This window comes from Anaerolineales bacterium (genome assembly GCA_003105035.1).
Taxonomy (GTDB): Bacteria; Chloroflexota; Anaerolineae; order Anaerolineales; family UBA4823; genus FEB-25.
In genome coordinates this window covers 1-18,000 of record PQAL01000032.1, presented here as the reverse complement: position 1 = coordinate 18,000, position 18,000 = coordinate 1, and the positions used below count along the sequence as shown (strand labels likewise).

17 protein-coding genes and 1 riboswitch are annotated in these 18,000 nt (G+C 48.2%); of the genes, 1 reads left to right on the top strand and 16 read right to left on the bottom strand.

The annotated features are described in order from the left end of the window. Positions 1-6: 6 nt before the first annotated feature. The 12 genes from C3F13_12815 to C3F13_12760 form a co-directional block, all read right to left on the bottom strand. A complete protein-coding gene (locus C3F13_12815; protein ID PWB51785.1) occupies positions 7-1,749 on the bottom strand; it encodes a nucleoside kinase in 1,743 nt (580 codons plus the stop codon). A 168-nt stretch (positions 1,750-1,917) separates the two neighbouring features. Further along, positions 1,918-3,381, bottom strand: coding sequence for a glycine dehydrogenase (aminomethyl-transferring) (locus C3F13_12810; protein ID PWB51784.1), 1,464 nt, complete (start codon positions 3,379-3,381; stop codon positions 1,918-1,920). Further along, the gene (locus tag C3F13_12805) at positions 3,374-4,723 is read right to left on the bottom strand and encodes an aminomethyl-transferring glycine dehydrogenase (protein ID PWB51783.1); all 1,350 of its coding nucleotides are present in this window, start codon (positions 4,721-4,723) and stop codon (positions 3,374-3,376) included. The genes C3F13_12810 and C3F13_12805 overlap by 8 nt, the downstream gene beginning before the upstream one ends. An 11-nt stretch (positions 4,724-4,734) precedes the next feature. After that, complete coding sequence (gene gcvH, locus C3F13_12800; GenBank protein ID PWB51782.1) at positions 4,735-5,121, bottom strand: glycine cleavage system protein H; 387 nt, start codon at positions 5,119-5,121, stop codon at positions 4,735-4,737. Between the two features lie 205 nt (positions 5,122-5,326). Then, positions 5,327-5,430, bottom strand: a riboswitch (glycine riboswitch). A gap of 39 nt (positions 5,431-5,469) precedes the next feature. Beyond that, positions 5,470-5,967, bottom strand: a complete 498-nt coding sequence (locus tag C3F13_12795; GenBank protein ID PWB51781.1) for a hypothetical protein — start codon at positions 5,965-5,967, stop codon at positions 5,470-5,472. A gap of 145 nt (positions 5,968-6,112) precedes the next feature. Further along, positions 6,113-6,769, bottom strand: coding sequence for a DNA-binding response regulator (locus C3F13_12790; GenBank protein PWB51780.1), 657 nt, complete (start codon positions 6,767-6,769; stop codon positions 6,113-6,115). Positions 6,770-6,793: 24 nt separating this feature from the next. Next, positions 6,794-7,564, bottom strand: a complete 771-nt coding sequence (locus tag C3F13_12785; GenBank protein ID PWB51825.1) for a DNA-binding response regulator — start codon at positions 7,562-7,564, stop codon at positions 6,794-6,796. Between the two features lie 8 nt (positions 7,565-7,572). Continuing rightward, positions 7,573-7,815 carry a hypothetical protein gene (locus C3F13_12780; protein ID PWB51779.1) on the bottom strand — a complete coding sequence of 81 codons (243 nt, stop codon included), beginning with the start codon at positions 7,813-7,815 and terminating at the stop codon, positions 7,573-7,575. Between the two features lie 16 nt (positions 7,816-7,831). Continuing rightward, positions 7,832-8,341 carry a hypothetical protein gene (locus tag C3F13_12775; GenBank protein PWB51778.1) on the bottom strand — a complete coding sequence of 170 codons (510 nt, stop codon included), beginning with the start codon at positions 8,339-8,341 and terminating at the stop codon, positions 7,832-7,834. Next, positions 8,338-9,822: a hypothetical protein gene (locus tag C3F13_12770; protein ID PWB51777.1), complete on the bottom strand. Its 1,485-nt coding sequence runs from the start codon at positions 9,820-9,822 to the stop codon at positions 8,338-8,340. The genes C3F13_12775 and C3F13_12770 overlap by 4 nt, the downstream gene beginning before the upstream one ends. Before the next feature lie 11 nt (positions 9,823-9,833). Further along, positions 9,834-10,784 carry a hypothetical protein gene (locus C3F13_12765; protein PWB51776.1) on the bottom strand — a complete coding sequence of 317 codons (951 nt, stop codon included), beginning with the start codon at positions 10,782-10,784 and terminating at the stop codon, positions 9,834-9,836. 10 nt (positions 10,785-10,794) lie between these two features. Next, a complete protein-coding gene (locus C3F13_12760) occupies positions 10,795-12,558 on the bottom strand; it encodes a protein kinase (protein ID PWB51824.1) in 1,764 nt (587 codons plus the stop codon). A gap of 304 nt (positions 12,559-12,862) precedes the next feature. Here C3F13_12760 and C3F13_12755 point away from each other — a divergent pair, with 304 nt between their 5' ends. Next, positions 12,863-13,477 (top strand): hypothetical protein, encoded by a 615-nt coding sequence (locus tag C3F13_12755; GenBank protein ID PWB51775.1) that lies wholly within the window; start codon positions 12,863-12,865, stop codon positions 13,475-13,477. 71 nt (positions 13,478-13,548) lie between these two features. Here C3F13_12755 and C3F13_12750 read toward each other — a convergent pair whose 3' ends face one another. From C3F13_12750 to C3F13_12735, 4 genes are all read right to left on the bottom strand, one after another. Continuing rightward, the gene (locus C3F13_12750; GenBank protein ID PWB51774.1) at positions 13,549-14,541 is read right to left on the bottom strand and encodes an aldo/keto reductase; all 993 of its coding nucleotides are present in this window, start codon (positions 14,539-14,541) and stop codon (positions 13,549-13,551) included. 114 nt (positions 14,542-14,655) lie between these two features. Beyond that, positions 14,656-15,438, bottom strand: coding sequence for a hypothetical protein (locus C3F13_12745; GenBank protein ID PWB51773.1), 783 nt, complete (start codon positions 15,436-15,438; stop codon positions 14,656-14,658). Positions 15,439-15,445: 7 nt separating this feature from the next. Next, entirely contained in the window at positions 15,446-16,663 is a 1,218-nt protein-coding gene (locus C3F13_12740; GenBank protein PWB51772.1) for an MFS transporter, read from the bottom strand. Next, positions 16,663-18,000 (bottom strand): amidohydrolase (locus C3F13_12735; GenBank protein ID PWB51771.1); only part of this gene is annotated, 1,338 nt, incomplete at its 5' end. The genes C3F13_12740 and C3F13_12735, both read right to left, overlap by 1 nt.

The following is an 18,000-nucleotide window of genomic DNA, read 5'->3' as shown; positions in this document are numbered from 1 at the left end:
AGTATATTACCCGGCCGCGTTCCAAAGCTTGAATTCTTTCAGGATCGAACCTCCAATGAATTCGCGCAGGATGGAATTGTCGGGGATTAACTCGGATGAGATCGGTCGAAACCACTCCAATAGAGCCAGCATGCGTTTCGCTTCGATGTACTCACGGGTCCCGAAGGGAACCTGGCGGAGCAAGGGTTCAGCATATGGTTTTAGTGCAGATAACTCATAGGCCAAGGCAGAATTGAACATGATGTCAGCATTTTCTTGGTAGGGAAAGATAAAGGTTTTCTCCCCTTGTTGGACCGATTCCCAGCGTTGGATGGTATCGCGGGCAGTATATCCACGCTCGCGAGCATCCCTGACGATACGCCTGACCAGGCGCGTATCGGTGGTGGAGATGCGGTTATGACGGTCGAGATTAAGTTGGGTAAGGGCAGAAGCATAGATGCGAAAGGTCTGTTCGATGGGAAAATCCGGTAAAAGCTCAGGATTTAATCCATGGATACCTTCCAAGATAACCAGCTGCCCAGGTTGAAGCTGTATCAGGTCACCCGGTTCCGATTGGCCGGTTTTAAAGTTGTAGTGTGGCATACGGACGGATTCACCCGCGACCAGGTGACGCATATCCTGGGCAAGCCGGTGTGTATCCACCGCTCCCAGTGATTCAAAATCAGGATTTCCTTCTTCGTCCTTTGGAGTTAAATCCCGATTGATAAAATAATTATCCATTTCAAGGGGATAGGGTGATAGCCCCTGGGATAATAACTGGATGGTGAGGCGCTTGGAAAGGGTGGTTTTACCACTTGATGAAGGTCCGGCGATCAGGATAATTCGGACCGCTCTCGTAGGATCGGAGAGGTTAACCCGTGCAGTGATCTGCTCGGCGATGTCAGCCACGTGTTCCTCGTGCAAGGCTTCGGAAACGAGGATGATCTCATGGATACGGCCCGCCAGTATGGCATCATTCAGCGTACCCACGCTGGCAATACCCAACCTATCCAGCCACTGCCCGTAACGGCGGAAAGTTGCCAGCAATTTGGGGTAGCTTGGCATGGGTTGTAGGTGAGTGGGGAGCTTCCGGCGGGGGAAATTAATGGTGAAGCCGCCATTGGTGGGAATCAAGTTGAACCACTTCAAATAACCCGTTGAAGGGACCATATAACCATGGTGGTAGTCCTGATGGTCACCGAGGCGGTATAGGGTTAAATAGTCTTTTTGGCGGTGGGCTAGCAGGCGGACCTTGTCTTCAAAACCCTTGGCTTCAAAATAAGCAATGGCTTCAACTAAAGGCACTTCACGCTTGGTAAAAGGCAGGTCTTCCTCAACAATAGACCGCATATGATCAGCCAGAGAATTAAGCTCTATATCGGTCAACGGAGCGTGGTCGCTGACTTCGCAGTAATACCCACCTGAGGAAACAGAATGATCAATGGTCAGGGTAGCATCTGGATATTTTTCTTCAAAAGCTGCTTCCAGCAAAAATGTGAGCGATCGCCGATAAATCAACATCCCATCAGGATCTTCCATCGAAATAGGCGTTACCTTGGCTTCGATGCGAACCGGGAATGTCAGCTCACGTAACTCACCATTCACAATTGCGCCAACGATGGGAGCTGAAGAGGAAGACTCCAGAATTGAGAGAAATTTCCCAACCGCTGCCCCGCGCTGACCACATATAACCCGTCCATCAGGCAAATGAATCTCAACGGTTGGGCGGGGTGTGATGAATTCGAATTCTACGGGATTTATTTTATCCATAAATCATCACCGGTAAGGGAATCGAATGGCAATTGTAACATTAACTCCAGCTTAGCTTAATTAGGAATCTGTAAGGTGACAATAGCGGATACCATTCATCCTTTGGCCATGCTTTGGGTTGCAAGAAAAAAGCCTGGTTTCTAAAAACCAGGCTTTTTCGATGGTTTGCTATTCCAGGGAACCCACTCCACAACATAACACTAATTCTTTGGCAGCTTTCACTTCGTCAAGCCGGCCCACTGGGGTGATATGCGGGGCTTCCTTAAGCAGTGTTGGTTCTTTATGGGCTTCTTCGGCGATTTTCTTCAACGTGTCTGCAAATGCATCCAGGGTTTCCTTACTTTCAGATTCCGTGGGTTCGATCATCAACGCCTCATGAACAATCAATGGGAAATAGTTGGTGGGTGGATGGAACTTATAGTCCATCAGACGTTTGGATATATCCAGGGCATGGATATCTGGGGCATCGGGCCACTGACCTTCAACAACGAATTCATGCATGCACAGCCTGTCATATGGGAGGTGGTAGGTATCTTTGATTAAGGCCAGCAGGTAGTTGGCGTTCAGTACTGCATGCTCGGCAATTTGACGCAAGCCAGCACTGCCAAACATGCTGATGTAGGTAAATGCACGGACGAGCATGCCGAAGTGGCCGTGAAATGACTTCATTCTGCCAATGGTTTTCGAGGGAGTGACAAAACCGTATAAGGGTGGCAGCTCATCGTCCCCTTTTTCAAGGATGGCTACTAACGGTGATGGGAGAAAATCGACCAGGTGAGCGGCAACACCTACAGGGCCTGACCCTGGTCCACCACCGCCATGAGGCGTGGAGAAGGTCTTATGTAAATTGAAGTGCATCACATCGAAACCCACATCTCCTGGCCGAATAATGCTAAGTAACGCATTCAGGTTCGCTCCGTCTCCATACACCAATCCACCAGCAGCGTGGACCAGGCGGATGACTTCCTCCACGTGCTCATCAAAGAGACCCAGGGTGTTGGGATTGGTCAACATCAAGCCCGCCAGGGTGTCGTCACATTCAAGGCGGAGTGCCTCCAGATCCACATTGCCGCGGGCATCCGACTTGATCTCAACAACCCGCATCCCACTCATCGCCGATGTAGCCGGGTTAGTGCCATGAGCTGAATCGGGAATGAGGATCTTATCCCGCTTGTTATCGTTGCGAGAGCGGTGGTAGGCTCGAATCATCAGCACACCGGTCAGCTCACCGTGTGCACCAGCAGCTGGTTGTAAAGTTACCCCGGCAAATCCGGCGATCTCTTTTAGCCACTCCTGCAAGGTGTACATCAGTGCAAGGTTGCCCTGGACGGTTTCGATAGGTTGGAGCGGATGGGTGAGAGCAAAACCAGAATAGCGAGCCGTTTCTTCGTTGATCTTCGGGTTATATTTCATCGTGCAGGAACCCAATGGATAATATCCTGTATCGATACTGTAGTTCAGCTGAGAGAGGCGCGTGTAGTGGCGGATCACATCCAGCTCGGACAACTCAGGCATGGGCAGATCGTCACGAAGCAAACCGTCCGGTAGGGGGCTGAGTGGCACGTCAGGAGCAGGGTAGCTGACCCCCTGGCGACCAGTCACGGAGATCTCACATAATTGAGGCTCACCCATTTGACACCTCCGACAGCACTTCCGCGAACTGGTCAATATCCTCGCGGGAATTCATTTCTGTCACTGCCACAAGCAGATGGTTGGGAAGGGTAGGATAATCCTGGCTCAGGTCGTATCCTCCCAGGATATCATGGTCAAGCAGTAGATCATTTACTTCTGAAACTGGTGCAGGGGTCTTAATTACGAATTCGTTAAAGAACTGCGTGCTAGACCACAGGGAATATCCAGGCAGCCGGGAGATGACTTCCGCAGCATAGTGCGCCTTGTGGTAGCAGAGCTCGGCGACCTGGCGCAGACCGTTTTTGCCCAACAGGCTCATATATACTGTGGAGGCCAGGGCCATTAATCCCTGGTTGGTGCAGATATTCGAGGTTGCTTTTTCGCGACGGATATGCTGCTCACGCGCAGTTAAGGTTAAAACATAAGCTCGCTGGCCGCGGTTATCAACCGTTTCACCTGCCAGGCGTCCAGCCATTTTTCGCACATATTCTTTGCGGGTAGCAAATAAACCCAGATATGGCCCACCGAAAGATAGGGGTATTCCCAAAGGTTGGCCTTCACCTGTGACAATATCAGCATTCATAAATCCTGGGGCTTTGAGCAATCCCAAAGCGATTGGGTTGACGGAAACGGCCAGCAAGGCGCCCATGGAATGCACCGCTTCTGCCAGGTTCGTATAGTCATAAATTCGCCCAAAGAAGTCGGGATATTGGACCACCACCAGGGCAGTATTCACATCGACCTGGGGTATCAGGTAGGTGGGATCAGCCAGCAAATCTGCACCAGGCTCATCACCGACGATTTGGAGTGGTGTTCCTTCAGCATAAGTCCGGACAGTCTGGCGGTACTGCGGGTGGAGTGCCGGAGAAAGGATGACCTTGTTGCGTTTCCCCCGGAAATTTGCGTAAGCCATGTTGACAGCCTCAGCCACTGCAGTCGCACCATCATAATGGGAGGCATTACAGACCTCCATACCCGTCAGAGCCGCGACATTACTTTGGTATTCGAAAATTGCTTGTAAGGTGCCCTGAGACAATTCGGGTTGGTAGGGTGTATAAGCCGTCAAGAATTCTCCCCGTCTAATGATCGCATCAACAGCAGCCGGAACATAGTGGTTATATGCACCTGCGCCCAGAAAACAGGATAATTCTCGCACACTTTCATTCGCCTGGGCGATATCCTGTAACGAGGCTGAAGCTTCCATCTCAGTTAGGGCAGGCGGTAGGTCTAAACTTGGGAACCGGTGCTTGGCTGGAATATCCCTGAACAGGTCTTCCAGCCTGTCAATGCCGATCGTTTGCAGCATTGCCTGCCGATCGGCATCTGTATGAGGAATAAACATAATTGCTCCTATTATCCTTCCTGGATCGATTTTTCGTAGGCAGTAGCATCCAACAAGGCATTCAGTTCACCAGGATCTGCCAGCTCGATTTTAATGATCCAGGCAGCACCATACGGATCGGTATTGATCACCTCGGGTGCACCGCCCAAATCTTCATTGACGCTCGTGACTGTACCGGATACCGGAGAATACACATCCGCGGCAGCTTTGACTGATTCAACTGTAGCAATCGTGTCACCTTTTTTTATCTGATCCCCTTCACTAACGATGACTTCAGCAAAGACGATATCTGATAGCTGATTTTGAGCATAATCAGATATGCCAACTGTGCCGGTCTTTCCTTCAAAATTGATCCATTCGTTGCTTTCGGAATATTTCAAGTTACTGGGAATGTTCATGAGATGCCTCCAATGAAAGGTTGTAGGTAGATTTTAATACGAACTAGCATATACACAAGGCATAAAATGTAAATAAACAGAGACGCACTCGTACATGTGCGTCTCTGTATTCTACCTGAGAGATTAGCGCTTCGAAGTTGTAGACTTGCGAGAGCGTTTGCCCCAACGGTGCCAGCGATCGAATAAAACTGGCTCTTCAGAGCTTTCTAGAAACAAAGTCCTTCTACCTGAGAGTTTCACCTCGATCATCAAAATGAGGCTTGCCCCTTCGGTGCCTGGTGATCACCAGGTCTCTTCTTTGTTTCCTTGACTGCAGCCGGCTAATTCTAAGGTTTTATCAGGCAAAAGTCAAGAGCGGGTCAGTTCGCCACGCACCCAATCACCAATCAGCCAATACTTGAAATCTTCACCAGAATTGGCTTTAACGGCACCAATGATCCCGTAAACCAAAGCGGCAACAGGTATGAAAGTAATCAGGCAAGCAACCGGCCACAAACAAATCCCTACAATAACTGCGGTAAGAGTGCCAGCTATAACCCAAGTAAGTCCCACTAACAAGCCTCCGCCGACCCACCAAATTAATTGGAATAAGAAGGCTTGCATCGACTGGTAGGCAACGTAGTTTGAGCGTTCTTTATAGACCAAGTGAATCACCAGGGCAGTAATCACACCCAGGAAGCCAGTGATTAGATTGAGCAAGATACTTAGATGGGCAAGCATAGCCCAGGTATGTTCCTCCGAAGTGCTCAATCCTTGAGGAGATGCTTGAGGAGGGGGTGCCTGGGGAGGGAGTACTTCTTCCTGCGGAACAGGAGGCATATTTTCTGAAGGTTGTATTTCGTTCATTGCATATCTCCTTTAGTAACGATTTAGTTCTGTATACGGAAATAATTGGATTTGGTTACGTAAAACCTGCTGGAACTATACTATTTTGGAGGATTTCAGAGCATTCGAAACTGGCAGTGTGAAACAAAAATATTCATAAAGATTGCTATAGATAATCCTTTAAATTATGCTCAACCGCATATGCAGCTGCTTCAGCACGGTTACTGACGCCAAGCTTGGAAAGAATACTGCTGACGTAATTTCGCACTGTCCCTTCTCCCAGGAAGAGTGCCTTGGCGATTTCACGATTCGTTTTGCCCTCCGACACAAGCATCAAGACATGCCGTTCCTGCTGAGTGAGTGCAGAAAAGGCAGAGGCTTCTTCTTCCCTGGCAGCTTTGCGGACTTCCTGGAAGATTCGTTGGGTTACTGCAGGATCAAGCAAAGCTTCCCCTCGGCCAACCGCCTCGATGGCTTTGATCAGATCTTCCCCCCCGATCTGCTTTAGCACATAACCTGCAGCTCCAGCGCGGATCGCTGAGAAGAGCATTTCATCTTCGGCATAGGAGGTAAGCATGATGACTTTCGTATCGGGGTACTTGTCTACGATCTCCTGGCAAGCCTCGATTCCTGAGCCACCCGGCAAGCGGATATCCATGACCACCACATCCGGGGTAAAGGCAGCAACGCGTTCCACTGCTTCTCGGGCTGTGCTCGCTTCAGCAACGACCTCAAAACTTGGATGGCGCTCAAGTAAGGATTTCAAACCCAAACGTACAACCTCGTGATCATCTACCAGCAATATCCTTTGTTTATTGGTCATATTTTCCACCTTTAACTACAAATATCAGGAAGGATTTCCATCGGCTTGAGCAGGGTATTTATCCGGTGGTTCCTGAGGATGCTCGCGCCGGAAGTCAACAAAACGATAACCTAAACCCCGTTCAGTTTGGATATACACCGGTAGAGCTGGATCTTTCTCGATTTTTTGACGTAAATAATTTATATAAAGGCGAACATAATGCGGTTGATCGCGGTACTCATAGCCCCAGACATTGGTAAGTATTTGATCATGGGATACCACCCAGCCAGCATTCTGCACGAGATAATATAGCAAACGGTATTCGGTCGGGCGTAAATTAACCAGCTTTCCTTCTAACCATACTTCATGCCGGTCGAAATCGATCTTCAACCGGTCATCGACTTCAATCAACCCATGCGTGCTATCTGTTGTCAGCTCGGTACGTCGCAAAACAGCCCTGACCCGGCTTACCAATTCGCGTGGACTGAATGGTTTGGTGACGTAGTCATCGGCACCCAGCTCTAACCCATGGATGCGTTCTTCTTCCTCCCCTTTAGCTGTCACCATGATCACTGGCACGGTGCTTATGGCGCGGATCATTTTTAGCACCTCAAAGCCATCCAGATCAGGCAGCATCACATCGAGCAGGACCAGGTCAGGCATGGAGGTACGTAGCCGGTCCATTGCCTGAGTGCCGGTGAATGCTTCCGCGACACGGAATCCATCGTGTTCCAGGTTCAAACGGATGAATTTTGCCATCCTTTGTTCGTCGTCGACAACCAGGATGCGATAGTTTTTAAAATGAGTATCTGGCATCATTTCGTTCATTCTCGAACAAAGCCAATGATCTCTTCTTCTGCTTTAGTCGGTAATATTTCAATAAAATTCAACCTGGCAATCGGCCAAATCACAGTCAGAACACTTTCAGATAGGTAATGCAGCTCTTTCCCATCAATCCGTCTTGGGGAATTAACGGTAATGGTGATGTCGGTTGGCAGTGGTAACTCTTCCACTTCGCCTATAATTGGCTCTTCACCGGCAGGGTGTAGGATGATTGTGTAGGGCATAGCTACCTCACATTTCTTAGCGATTCACGAGAAGCTGAATCTTCATTTTTCCCAAGGAAAATATATCGCCGTGTGTGATCGGATATGGTTTATTCGGAGTCATTTTTTGGCCATTTAGTGACGACCCATTGGCTGCACCGAAATCGATCAGGATTATTGATGACTGGTTGATTTCAATGGAAGCATGCAAACGGGATACTCCATACTCATATGCGTGATAAGGTGCCAGGTCAACATCGGGCAGGATGGGTTGATCTTCCGATGACCTGCCGATAGTGAACTCAGTGAGCCCCTCGAGAGTAATTACTTCACCTGATTCCACCAGAAACAAAGACAAGCGAGGATTTTCAGGGTTCATTGGCAATGCGTGGTCAGGATCATGATCAGCGTTTTTGCGAAGCTGATCTCCGAGGCTGGTAGGTATCACCAGGGTTGGCTCACGGAAAGAAGTAAATTGAGTGCCGCACTCTTTACAAAAAAGTGCGCCGGGTAGTTCTTTATTCCCACAGTTTGGACAGCTGATCATAGTTTATTCGGCTTGCCCCCTGGCGGGAGAAGCAAAGCCCGAGTACCATATTTTATCCTTTTTTCTCCATCTTCACTGAAGGATTGATTATTGCGGAGGTTCGTCACTTCAGTCAGCACTGATTGTGCCAGATTGCGTTCACCCTTCTGTAAAAGCTGAGTAGCCATATTCTCCATGTACCTGGCTGCTGAGGTGTGATTGCCCTTGTTCATCTCGACGCTTGCGCGCTCCTGCATGTGGTAAAGCGATAGGAATGTTATCGCATTCAAGATCGATGTGGGTGGGAGTGATTTTACAGGCTCGGAACTTACCGGCAGGGAGAAAGCCAAGCGATTGACATACCTGGTTTTGCGGGTGTGGCGAGGAATCTCGTAGTAGATAAAACCTTTAGAAAGTGTAAGGTCAGCTGTACCGGACGGAATATCCTTGACTGTAAACTCAAACAAGACATTCATATTGCCAAAGTGTGGCAGATTCCCCAGATTTATTGGTGAACGTGGCTCAAGTGGAGATGCATCTGGTTGGAGGCGGTAGATGGAGGATATCTCGATATGTTCAGGTATGTGAATATTATAGTTAATTTGTTCGGTTAAGCATGAGCCGAGGCGAGAAATTTCATCAAGGATTGTGTTGCGGATATCACCACTATCAGGAATGTATTTACAAATTCCACCTGTATTCGCGGTGATTTGGTCGAGGAAACGATCATTCCACTCATTTCCGATGCCGAGTGCGCTGATACCAATCTGTGAAGCTGCACATTGTTCAGCAAGCTGCTGGCATTGGGCTTCATCCCCGTACGTACGACCATCCGTTACCAGGATGATGTGATTAATTCTCTGGGTAGAAAAATTTTTATTGACCTGGGTAAAACCCATTTCCAACCCTTTATAAATCTCCGTGCCACCTTCTGCTCGGAGCAGCTGCACTTTCATCTCCGCAGACTTTATGTCTGCCTGATTTACCGGTGGAAGGAGCAGCTCAGCAAAATCGTTAAATTTAACCAGGGAGAAAATATCACTTGGCTGAAGCTTGCGCAGGCAGTCAATGACTGTCATTTTTACCGCATCCAACCTGATACCCTGCATTGATGTGGAACAATCAACAACCATTGAAATATTCAAGGGAGTTGAAGAAACCCATTCCTTCGTGTCTGCGATCAAGGTCAAATCGAGTAGTGCATAAACCAGCTGCGGTTCTGGTAAACGAGCCACGACTGGCTGGCTATAGCTTGTTTTTATCGCAATGGGATAATCAAGTGGAGACTCAGCCGGCAGGTGCCTATCGTAATCATCTTTCTTGATCGGATCTGACAAACTTTCATAGGCTTGTTGAATATCCAGAAAAAGCTGGGTATCACCCTTATTGACATTGGTATCGGGATGCAGGTGCAAGACGAGCTGGCGGTATGCACGCCGAATTTCCTCCTGGGAGGCATCTCTGGGGATACACAAGTAGTCATAGAGTGTCAGGTCTTCCATAGGGATCAACCTTATAATCGAATCATGATCACCGAGATGTTATCTGGTCCACCAGCTGTATTGGCAGCATCAACCAATGACTGGCACAAGATGCGCGGCTCAGCTGATTTCCGGAGCGCATCTGCGAGGACATTTTCGTCAACTACCCCCCAAAGACCATCGCTACACAGCATCAGTGTAGAACCTTCTACGAGAGAGAAACTGGTAATATCCGCTTCAAGGTTGTCTCCCTGACCAACAGCCCGATAAAGGAGATTCCGTTTTGGATGGACGGAAGCTTCGTCCGGTGAGAGCTGACCAATTTCTTCCATGCGTTTTACTAAAGAATGGTCATGTGTCAGCAAATCCAGCTTCCCATCAACAGATAAGGAGTATGCCCGGCTATCACCTACGTGGGCAAGAGTAGCCTGGTCACCTATGACGAGCAATGCTGTCAGGGTGGTCCCTCCACCTAACGCTGCTCGTTTTATTGCCTGGTGAGACATGATCACCCCCTCGCCCATTATCTCCTGGATAGAACGATCGATTTGGTTGCCAGTCTGGGCAAGCAAAGGGACGTAAATCGCCTTGACGATATGTTCAGAAAATATCTCGATTGCGAGGCTGCTGGCCAACTCGCCATTCTCATGCCCACCCATTCCGTCAGCGATTATGAAGAGACCAAATTTTATCGCCCGTCCATCGGATAACACATTCCCAGCAAGCGTATATAGGGCATCTTCATTATTTGTGCGTTGAATACCTTTCGATTGAGCGACACCAACCACGATCTGAGGGACTTCCAATCCAAGAAATTCTGCTAAATTTTGACCGCCAGATTCTATTTTCGCACTGGCTGGCGCTTCGGGATCGCCCGGTAGCCTCACTTCATCTCTAGCGCTGGATGGTGATCTCGAATCACCTTCAGTTTTATTTTTATTGACGATTTTTCGGAAGAATGACGGCACGCAGAAGCCTCCAATACCTTTTCACTTATAAGGCGATTGCATAAATCTTGTGGTCGTTGGAACCGAAATAAAGCACGTCATTGGCGATAACCGCATTGCCGGTGACCGGGCCCTTGGTCTGGTACTTCCATCGCAGGCGGCCTGAACGAAATTCCAGGCAATACATTGACCCATCGACAGAACCACAATATACAGAATCCTGATACGATATGGGAGAGCTGGTCACCTGGTTCTCGGTTGCATAGGTCCATACTTCCTTGGCCGAATGGATATCAACGCAATAGATGTGGGAATCAACCGAACCGGTAAAAATGTAATTATCGGCGATAAAAGGCGTTGAAATGGAAGCCTTTGCCATACGGAAACGCCAGATTATGTAACCTGATTTTGCGTCCAGGGCGTATAGCAGGGTATCCACTGAGCCGATATATATAATCCCATTGGCATGGACAGGTGACGAGGTTAATGCTCGCTTGGCTTTAAAACGCCATTTTACATTGCCTCGCAAGTCGACACAGAACAAGTCACCAGCTTCCGTACCGAAATAAATCAATTCGCCGAGTAATAACGGAGTCGATCGTACCTGCGAACCTGCGTCAATTCTCCAGGCGCGCCGGCCACTTAAGGCGTTCACAGCATGGAGAAATGCATCATCTGATCCGATGAAGACATGCCCTTCAGCGATATAAGGGGAGGAGCGAATCGGTCCATTGGAATAATAAGACCAAATTTCCTGCCCTGAGCGCATATTGATACAGTATAAACGCTGGTCTTCAGAGCCTATATATATATTTCCTTCATGGGCAGCAGGGCGGCTGACGATCCCACCTTCCGTTGCGAACTTCCAGTTGAATTCTCCGGTTGCGGCGTTCAAGGAGTAAAGGTTATTGTCATAAGAACCAACATAAATCGTCCCTGCGACATATGTAGGTGTGCCGCGAATCTCATCTTCGCACTCAAATTTCCATGCCGTGGAAATCTCTGCGTTCTCCCGCGAAACCGACTTGATCGCAGCAGGTAGCTTATGCAGCAATCCAGTCTTCTTCGCAGACGCAAGCAGAGCTTCTTTCATTACCTCTACACTCGAGAAGCGTTTCTCCGGCTCATAGGCAAGAGCTGTATAGATCACTGCTTCCAGCTCTGGGGAGATTGATGAGTTTATCGCCCGGATTTTTCTCTGATCAAATGAGAAAGGTGGCTCAAGACGTGGATCACGTCTGGTTAATACGTGATGAAGGGTTGCACCTAGGGCATAAATATCGGCGCGCTGGGTACTTTCACCTTTGTACTGCTCGGGAGGTGAGTATCCTTCTGTGCCAATCATGGTTCCTTTTTGCCCAGGTTGAAAGGTCTTGGCGATACCGAAATCAACCAGCTGGATATGATCATGAGTGTTAATCATGATATTGGATGGCTTGATATCACGAAAAATGATCGGTTCTGGCTTATAGTTGTGCAGGTAACTGATGACATCACACAGTTCAATAGCCCAATTCATTACTTGCTCTTCTGGGAGAAAATCCTGCGATTCGCTGACAATGGCTTCCAGATCTTTTCCTTCAATGAACTCGATGATCAGATATGAGCGATCATCTGCTGTGAAGTAATCGTAAATGCGAGGAATGGATGGGTGATCTAAAGTGGCGAGGATATTTGCTTCACGTTCGAAATTCTTGACGATGGTCTCTCGAATGGCTGGATCGCGGACCACGTTGATCATTTCCTTCACCGCTACCCGCTTTACAACATTCGGGAAGTGTAGGTCACGTGCGCAGTAGACCGCACCCATCCCACCCACACCAACCACATATTGGATGGCATAACGATTAATCAGGACGGAACCTGGCTGTAACTGGTCAGATTGTTTTCTTGGTACCAAGGAATCGGCTAAGGGATGAGTTGAACGGTGATTTTCCAGATTAGCGCCTCCGTCGCACTAGCATTGGGATATTATAGCCATCATTATAACAAAATGACAATTAATCGGCTCGTCAAGTCGTCCGAAGGATATTTACCTATACGTTCAAGTATATAATTAACTATATTATCCATCGCAGATACATTTATCATGCCGGATTGATAGGAGAATATTAATGGCTATCAAAGTCGATTTCAAGAAATCTAAAAAATCTCTTTACGATCCGAAAATCAAAGGTTTTCACATAGTCGAAGTGCCATCGATGAATTTCTTAATGCTTGACGGAGTTGGTGATCCAAATACAACCGTTGAATATCAGCAATCGATCGAAGCACTTTATTCGATCTCCTATGGAATAAAGTTTGCCTTGAAAACTGAAGGATTTGACCATGTTGTTCCACCTCTGGAAGGATTGTGGTGGATGGATGACATGCGTGAATTCACACTCGCAAATAAATATCGATGGAAATGGACGATGATGATCATGCAGCCCGATTGGGTAACTCAGGAAAATTTTGAAAAAATCAGGCTCAAGGTGAACGACAAAAGTGACAATCCTATTCTGAATAAAACCAGGTTTGAGAGATATTCGGAAGGGAGTGCCGTTCAGATCTTATATATCGGTCCATATGCAGAAGAAGCGGCAACGATAGCCGATATGCATGCGTTTATCGAAAGGAATGGGTATCGACCTGATGGGAAACACCATGAGATATATTTAAGCGATGCTCGTAAGACACCCCCCGAAAAGCTGCGAACGATCCTACGCCAGCCGATTAGCAAAAGATAACCTTAAAAACTCATTTCCAAGTAAACCTGACCTGTATAAGTCATAACAGGTCAGGTTCCTGTGGTCAGTATCTATCGATAATCCGATATGGGCTCGGGTTTATTCTGCAGCACAGCTTCAATCCGCTCAAATACTTCCGGGGACATTTTATCAGTCACATCCAAGGCTTTCATATTTTCTATGACCTGCTCAGGTTTTGATGCACCCGTGATCACGCTGCTCACATTTGGATTCTTCAGACACCAGGCAATAGCCATCTGTGCTAATGATATTCCCAGAATTTCGGCAATCGGGGCAAGCTTCTTTACCTTTTCAATTCGTTGTTTGCCTTCTTCATTTTCAAAGCCTTCCTTCAGCCAATCATACCCCTCAAGGGTAATGCGCGTTCCCTGAGGAACACCCTGGCTATATTTTCCAGTTAACATCCCACTGGCCAGTGGGCTCCAGATGGTTGTTCCAAGGCCGATCTCTTGATAAAGACGGAGAAATTCACGCTCAACCTTATCGCGCCTGAACATGTTGTATTCAGGTTGCTCCATGGTAGGTGGGATGAGGTTGTACTGGCGGGCAATTGAATACGCTTGCATGATCTCGTCAGCACTCCATTCGCTAGTACCCCAGTAAAAAGCCAGCCCTTGATCGATCAGGAAATTCATGGCCCGCACGGTCTCTTCGATCGGTGTGTAAATGTCAGGTCGGTGGCAGAAAATGAGATCGACATAATCCATTTGCAGCCTGGCAAGGCTGGCTCTGGCTCCTTCGATGATGTGCTTGCGCGATAGTCCCGTGTAGTTTGGCTTCCGCCCTCCCCAAAACAATTTAGTCGAAATCACCAAATCTCTACGCTTCCAACCCGCTTTTTTGATCACATTGCCCATCACAATCTCAGCGTTCCCATGGGCGTAGGATTCAGCAGTATCGAAGAAATTGACTCCAGCATCATAAGCAGCCTGCATGCATTCGTGAGAGAGGTCTTCACCGATCTGTCCCCCGATTGTCACCCATCCGCCGAATGATAATGCAGATATTTGTAAACCCGATTGACCTAAACGATGATATTCCATATTTATTATGTCCTCCTGATGCTCTTATCTTAAGAAATCCGCTGTATGTTGACCGTACTATTAAGTTTTATGATTGCGCAAGAAGTATAACCCTTGGAGAAAGATCTAAGTTACTTAAGCTTTTCTGTGAATCCTACTTCTTCCCATTTCCATCAGCATCGGTGTGGCAGCTGCCAGCACTGTCCAGCTTGCTGTACCGTAATCCAAATTTAACTGTGGCGGAAAAATCGGTGTACTGTCCAAGGCATTGATCATGCCACCGGCTTCTTCAACAAGCAGCCAGGCGGCAGCCAGATCCCATATCTTCGGGGTTACTTCCAAGGCCAATAACGCCGACCCACGGGCAACCATACAGAAGGAATAGGCACAAGAACCGAAGATACGCGGTTTATATTGTATGGATACATCGAATGTCCGAAAAGTGCGCGAACAACAGGCAAAAAAAGACATCGGCTGGTTTGGATCAGGTGCTTTTGTGGCGATGGGTTGGTGGTTTAGTGCTGCTCCTGACCCAGCCACCGCAGTATACAGCTCATTAATCCGCGGAAAATACAGCACGCCTAGATTTGGGATTCCGTGAACAAGCCGAGCGATCGATACTCCCCATACGGGTAGTCCGAGGCTGAAATTCGTCGTCCCATCCAAAGGATCGACCACCCAGATCGGTGCATGAATATCATTGACGAGGTGGGCGGATTCTTCAGTGATGATGCCGTCTTGGGGAAAGTGTTGATGAATCTTATCTGTGATCAGCCTGTCTGCAGCAAAGTCTGCTTCTGTAACAACCGTCTGATCAGGTTTCGGGGAAGCCTGGATGCCACATTCACTGAAGAAACTTGATAATAATCCGCCAGTTTCAATAGCGAGGCTGGTTGCAAAAGATAGATATTGATTCATGGATATTTCAATCCTTGACCTCTACTGTTTGCGGGTTGACTCGAGCAGCAGGCGGGGTGGGCAACCAAAAAATCAACGGAACGGCGATTAATCCACATATCGCCGTAACCTGGAATGCCTGGAATAGTGTCATTCGGTCTGCTATTACGCCAATGCCAACTGCGGCAACAGATAAGCAGATGAAATTAATCGCCATGAACAGACCATTGCCTACCGAGCGATGGTCAGGAAGATGATCTTGGACAATAGCAAGCATGATCGGCTGCGACGAAAGGCTAAAAATACCGGCAAAGATCAATACGAGCAATGCCAGCCATCCACTGGTTCTGAGGAAGAACATCACTGTTAAAGGGGCAAGGAGAGAAGCAATGAAAAGTACTGGTTTTCGTCCATACCGATCGCTGATGGTGCCTCCGAATAAGGCTCCAAATACACCTGCCAGCTGGTAGATCGTCAGAGAGATGTCGGCCATCCATATGCTGGCACCCTGACCTTGCAGAAGGGTGGGCAAATAAACACCCATTCCGGTGATCAGGAAACTACGAAAAAACAAAAATGCGAACAGGGGAATAAATAAGCGCCGTGCAACCGGCAGAGCCGCTTTAAGTTGAACCCGATTTCCAATATGGACGGGAATTCCCTTGATGCGGATAAAGATGATCAACGAGGCAATCCAACCAAACACAGCTAATGGGAACATGTGCTCCAGGGTTAAGGTGAGTAGTGCCCAGGCAGCAACCAATGGGGCAATCGTTCGGCCCATCTCACCTGCTGCCATGAAAAGGCTCATCCCTTTACCCACCTGGCTACCCGATTCACGGGCGACCATCGCGGGAGCAATCGCATGGAATGAAGCAATGCTTACCCCGGTAATCAGAAGCAGGAATAACAAGCTGGGATAAGTTGGAGCAACACCCAAACAGCTCATCATCGTGGCAGTGATCGCCGGAGCGAGGATGATGAAGATGCGCAGGTTTACTTTATCATCCAAATAGCCGATCAACGGATTTAGGAGGGAAGGCAATTGGGTAACCGCTGATAGTACACCAGCCTGAGTATAGGATAGAGCTAGTTTTTCAATCAGGCTTGGAAGCAGGGGAGCCAGAAATGCCGAATACGTATCCTGGACGAGATGACCGCCGACAATTACCGAGACGCGATCCAGCCGAAACCTTGATACTTGCGGATGATCAAGGGTCAATGGAGATGAAGTAATTTCTCCCATTATCCGGTGGGGCTTGAGCTGACGAGCTCTATATAATCCTGCGAAACTGAAGGCTCGTTGGTCATTCCAAGTGATTTGATTAATTCACGGGATACCTGGGCTTTATGCTCTGCGTCTCTGCGGCTCCAGGTCCGGCTTTTTACTTCAAGGAAATGGCCCAACGCAGGCTGGTCCATTCGATCCAGGTTTATAAAAAATTCCAGACCATGATAGAGGATGCGCCATCTCAGGCGATGTTTTTCGATCACGGTTTCGTGAGCAGGCTTGAAATATTCGCGATAAAAACGCAAGCTATGATTGGCAGGCGCAATAAACCGGCTACGAGATAATAAGGCGTCACTGGATAAGTTTCCTTCTCGAGTAGGGCCAAGCAAGGTGAGGCGATACCGTATACTGCTGATCTTGTCATTGACATCGATGGCTTCATCTTCACGGTAGCGTAAGTAACCCTGAGAAGCATCTGAAAAAGAAAAATACGTATCGTATTCATGGTAGTGGCGGTGATGGAGAACCTCAATGCCGGGTTGATGCACTGCATTGATAACGATCTGAGGATCCTCAAGGGCAACTTTTACCTGCACCTCGTAACTTTCCTCTTCAGATGCTCCACCGATGGCGATCAGTTTCGACAATACTGAGTGTTCACGTTCATGAAGGAATGCATCGATCTTTCGGGCATATATCTCAGCTTTAGCAAGCAGCTCAGGCTCGTTAATGGTCAGTAATTGCTGATCCCGCATTAGCCATCTCCCATTCACCATAACGTCCGTCACATCTGATGGATGGGTAGCGTATACCAATTGTGCGTAGATAGCCTCTGGTTCTCTTTTAAAGCGAGGGGTATTGTGAGCCCGCGAGATGTCCACCAGGATCAAATCAGCCCGTTTACCCGGTTCCAAAGAACCGGTGATTTTACCCAATTGCAGGGCGTCGGCGCCCATGCGGGTACCCATGGTTAATGCTACCGGCGCCGGCAAGGTGGTCGGATCTCCGCTGATACCTTTCGCAAGGAAAGCAGCCAGGCGGATCTCTTCGAACATATCCAGGTCGTTGTTAGAAGCAGCACCATCCGTTCCGATGCCAACATGCAGCCCAGCAGCCAGCATTTTATTCACTGGTGCGAATCCGGATGCTAATTTCATATTGGATGAAGGATTATGAGCCACTCCGATGTGGTGATGCTGAAGGGTCTTCACCTCTCCATCATCAACATGCACGCAGTGGGCTGCCAGGACCCTGGCTTCAAACACATCTTGTTTTTTAACATAGGGGATCACTGGCATCCCAAATTCTTTTCGGCTGTTCTCGACCTCTTGCCGGGTCTCTGATAAGTGGAT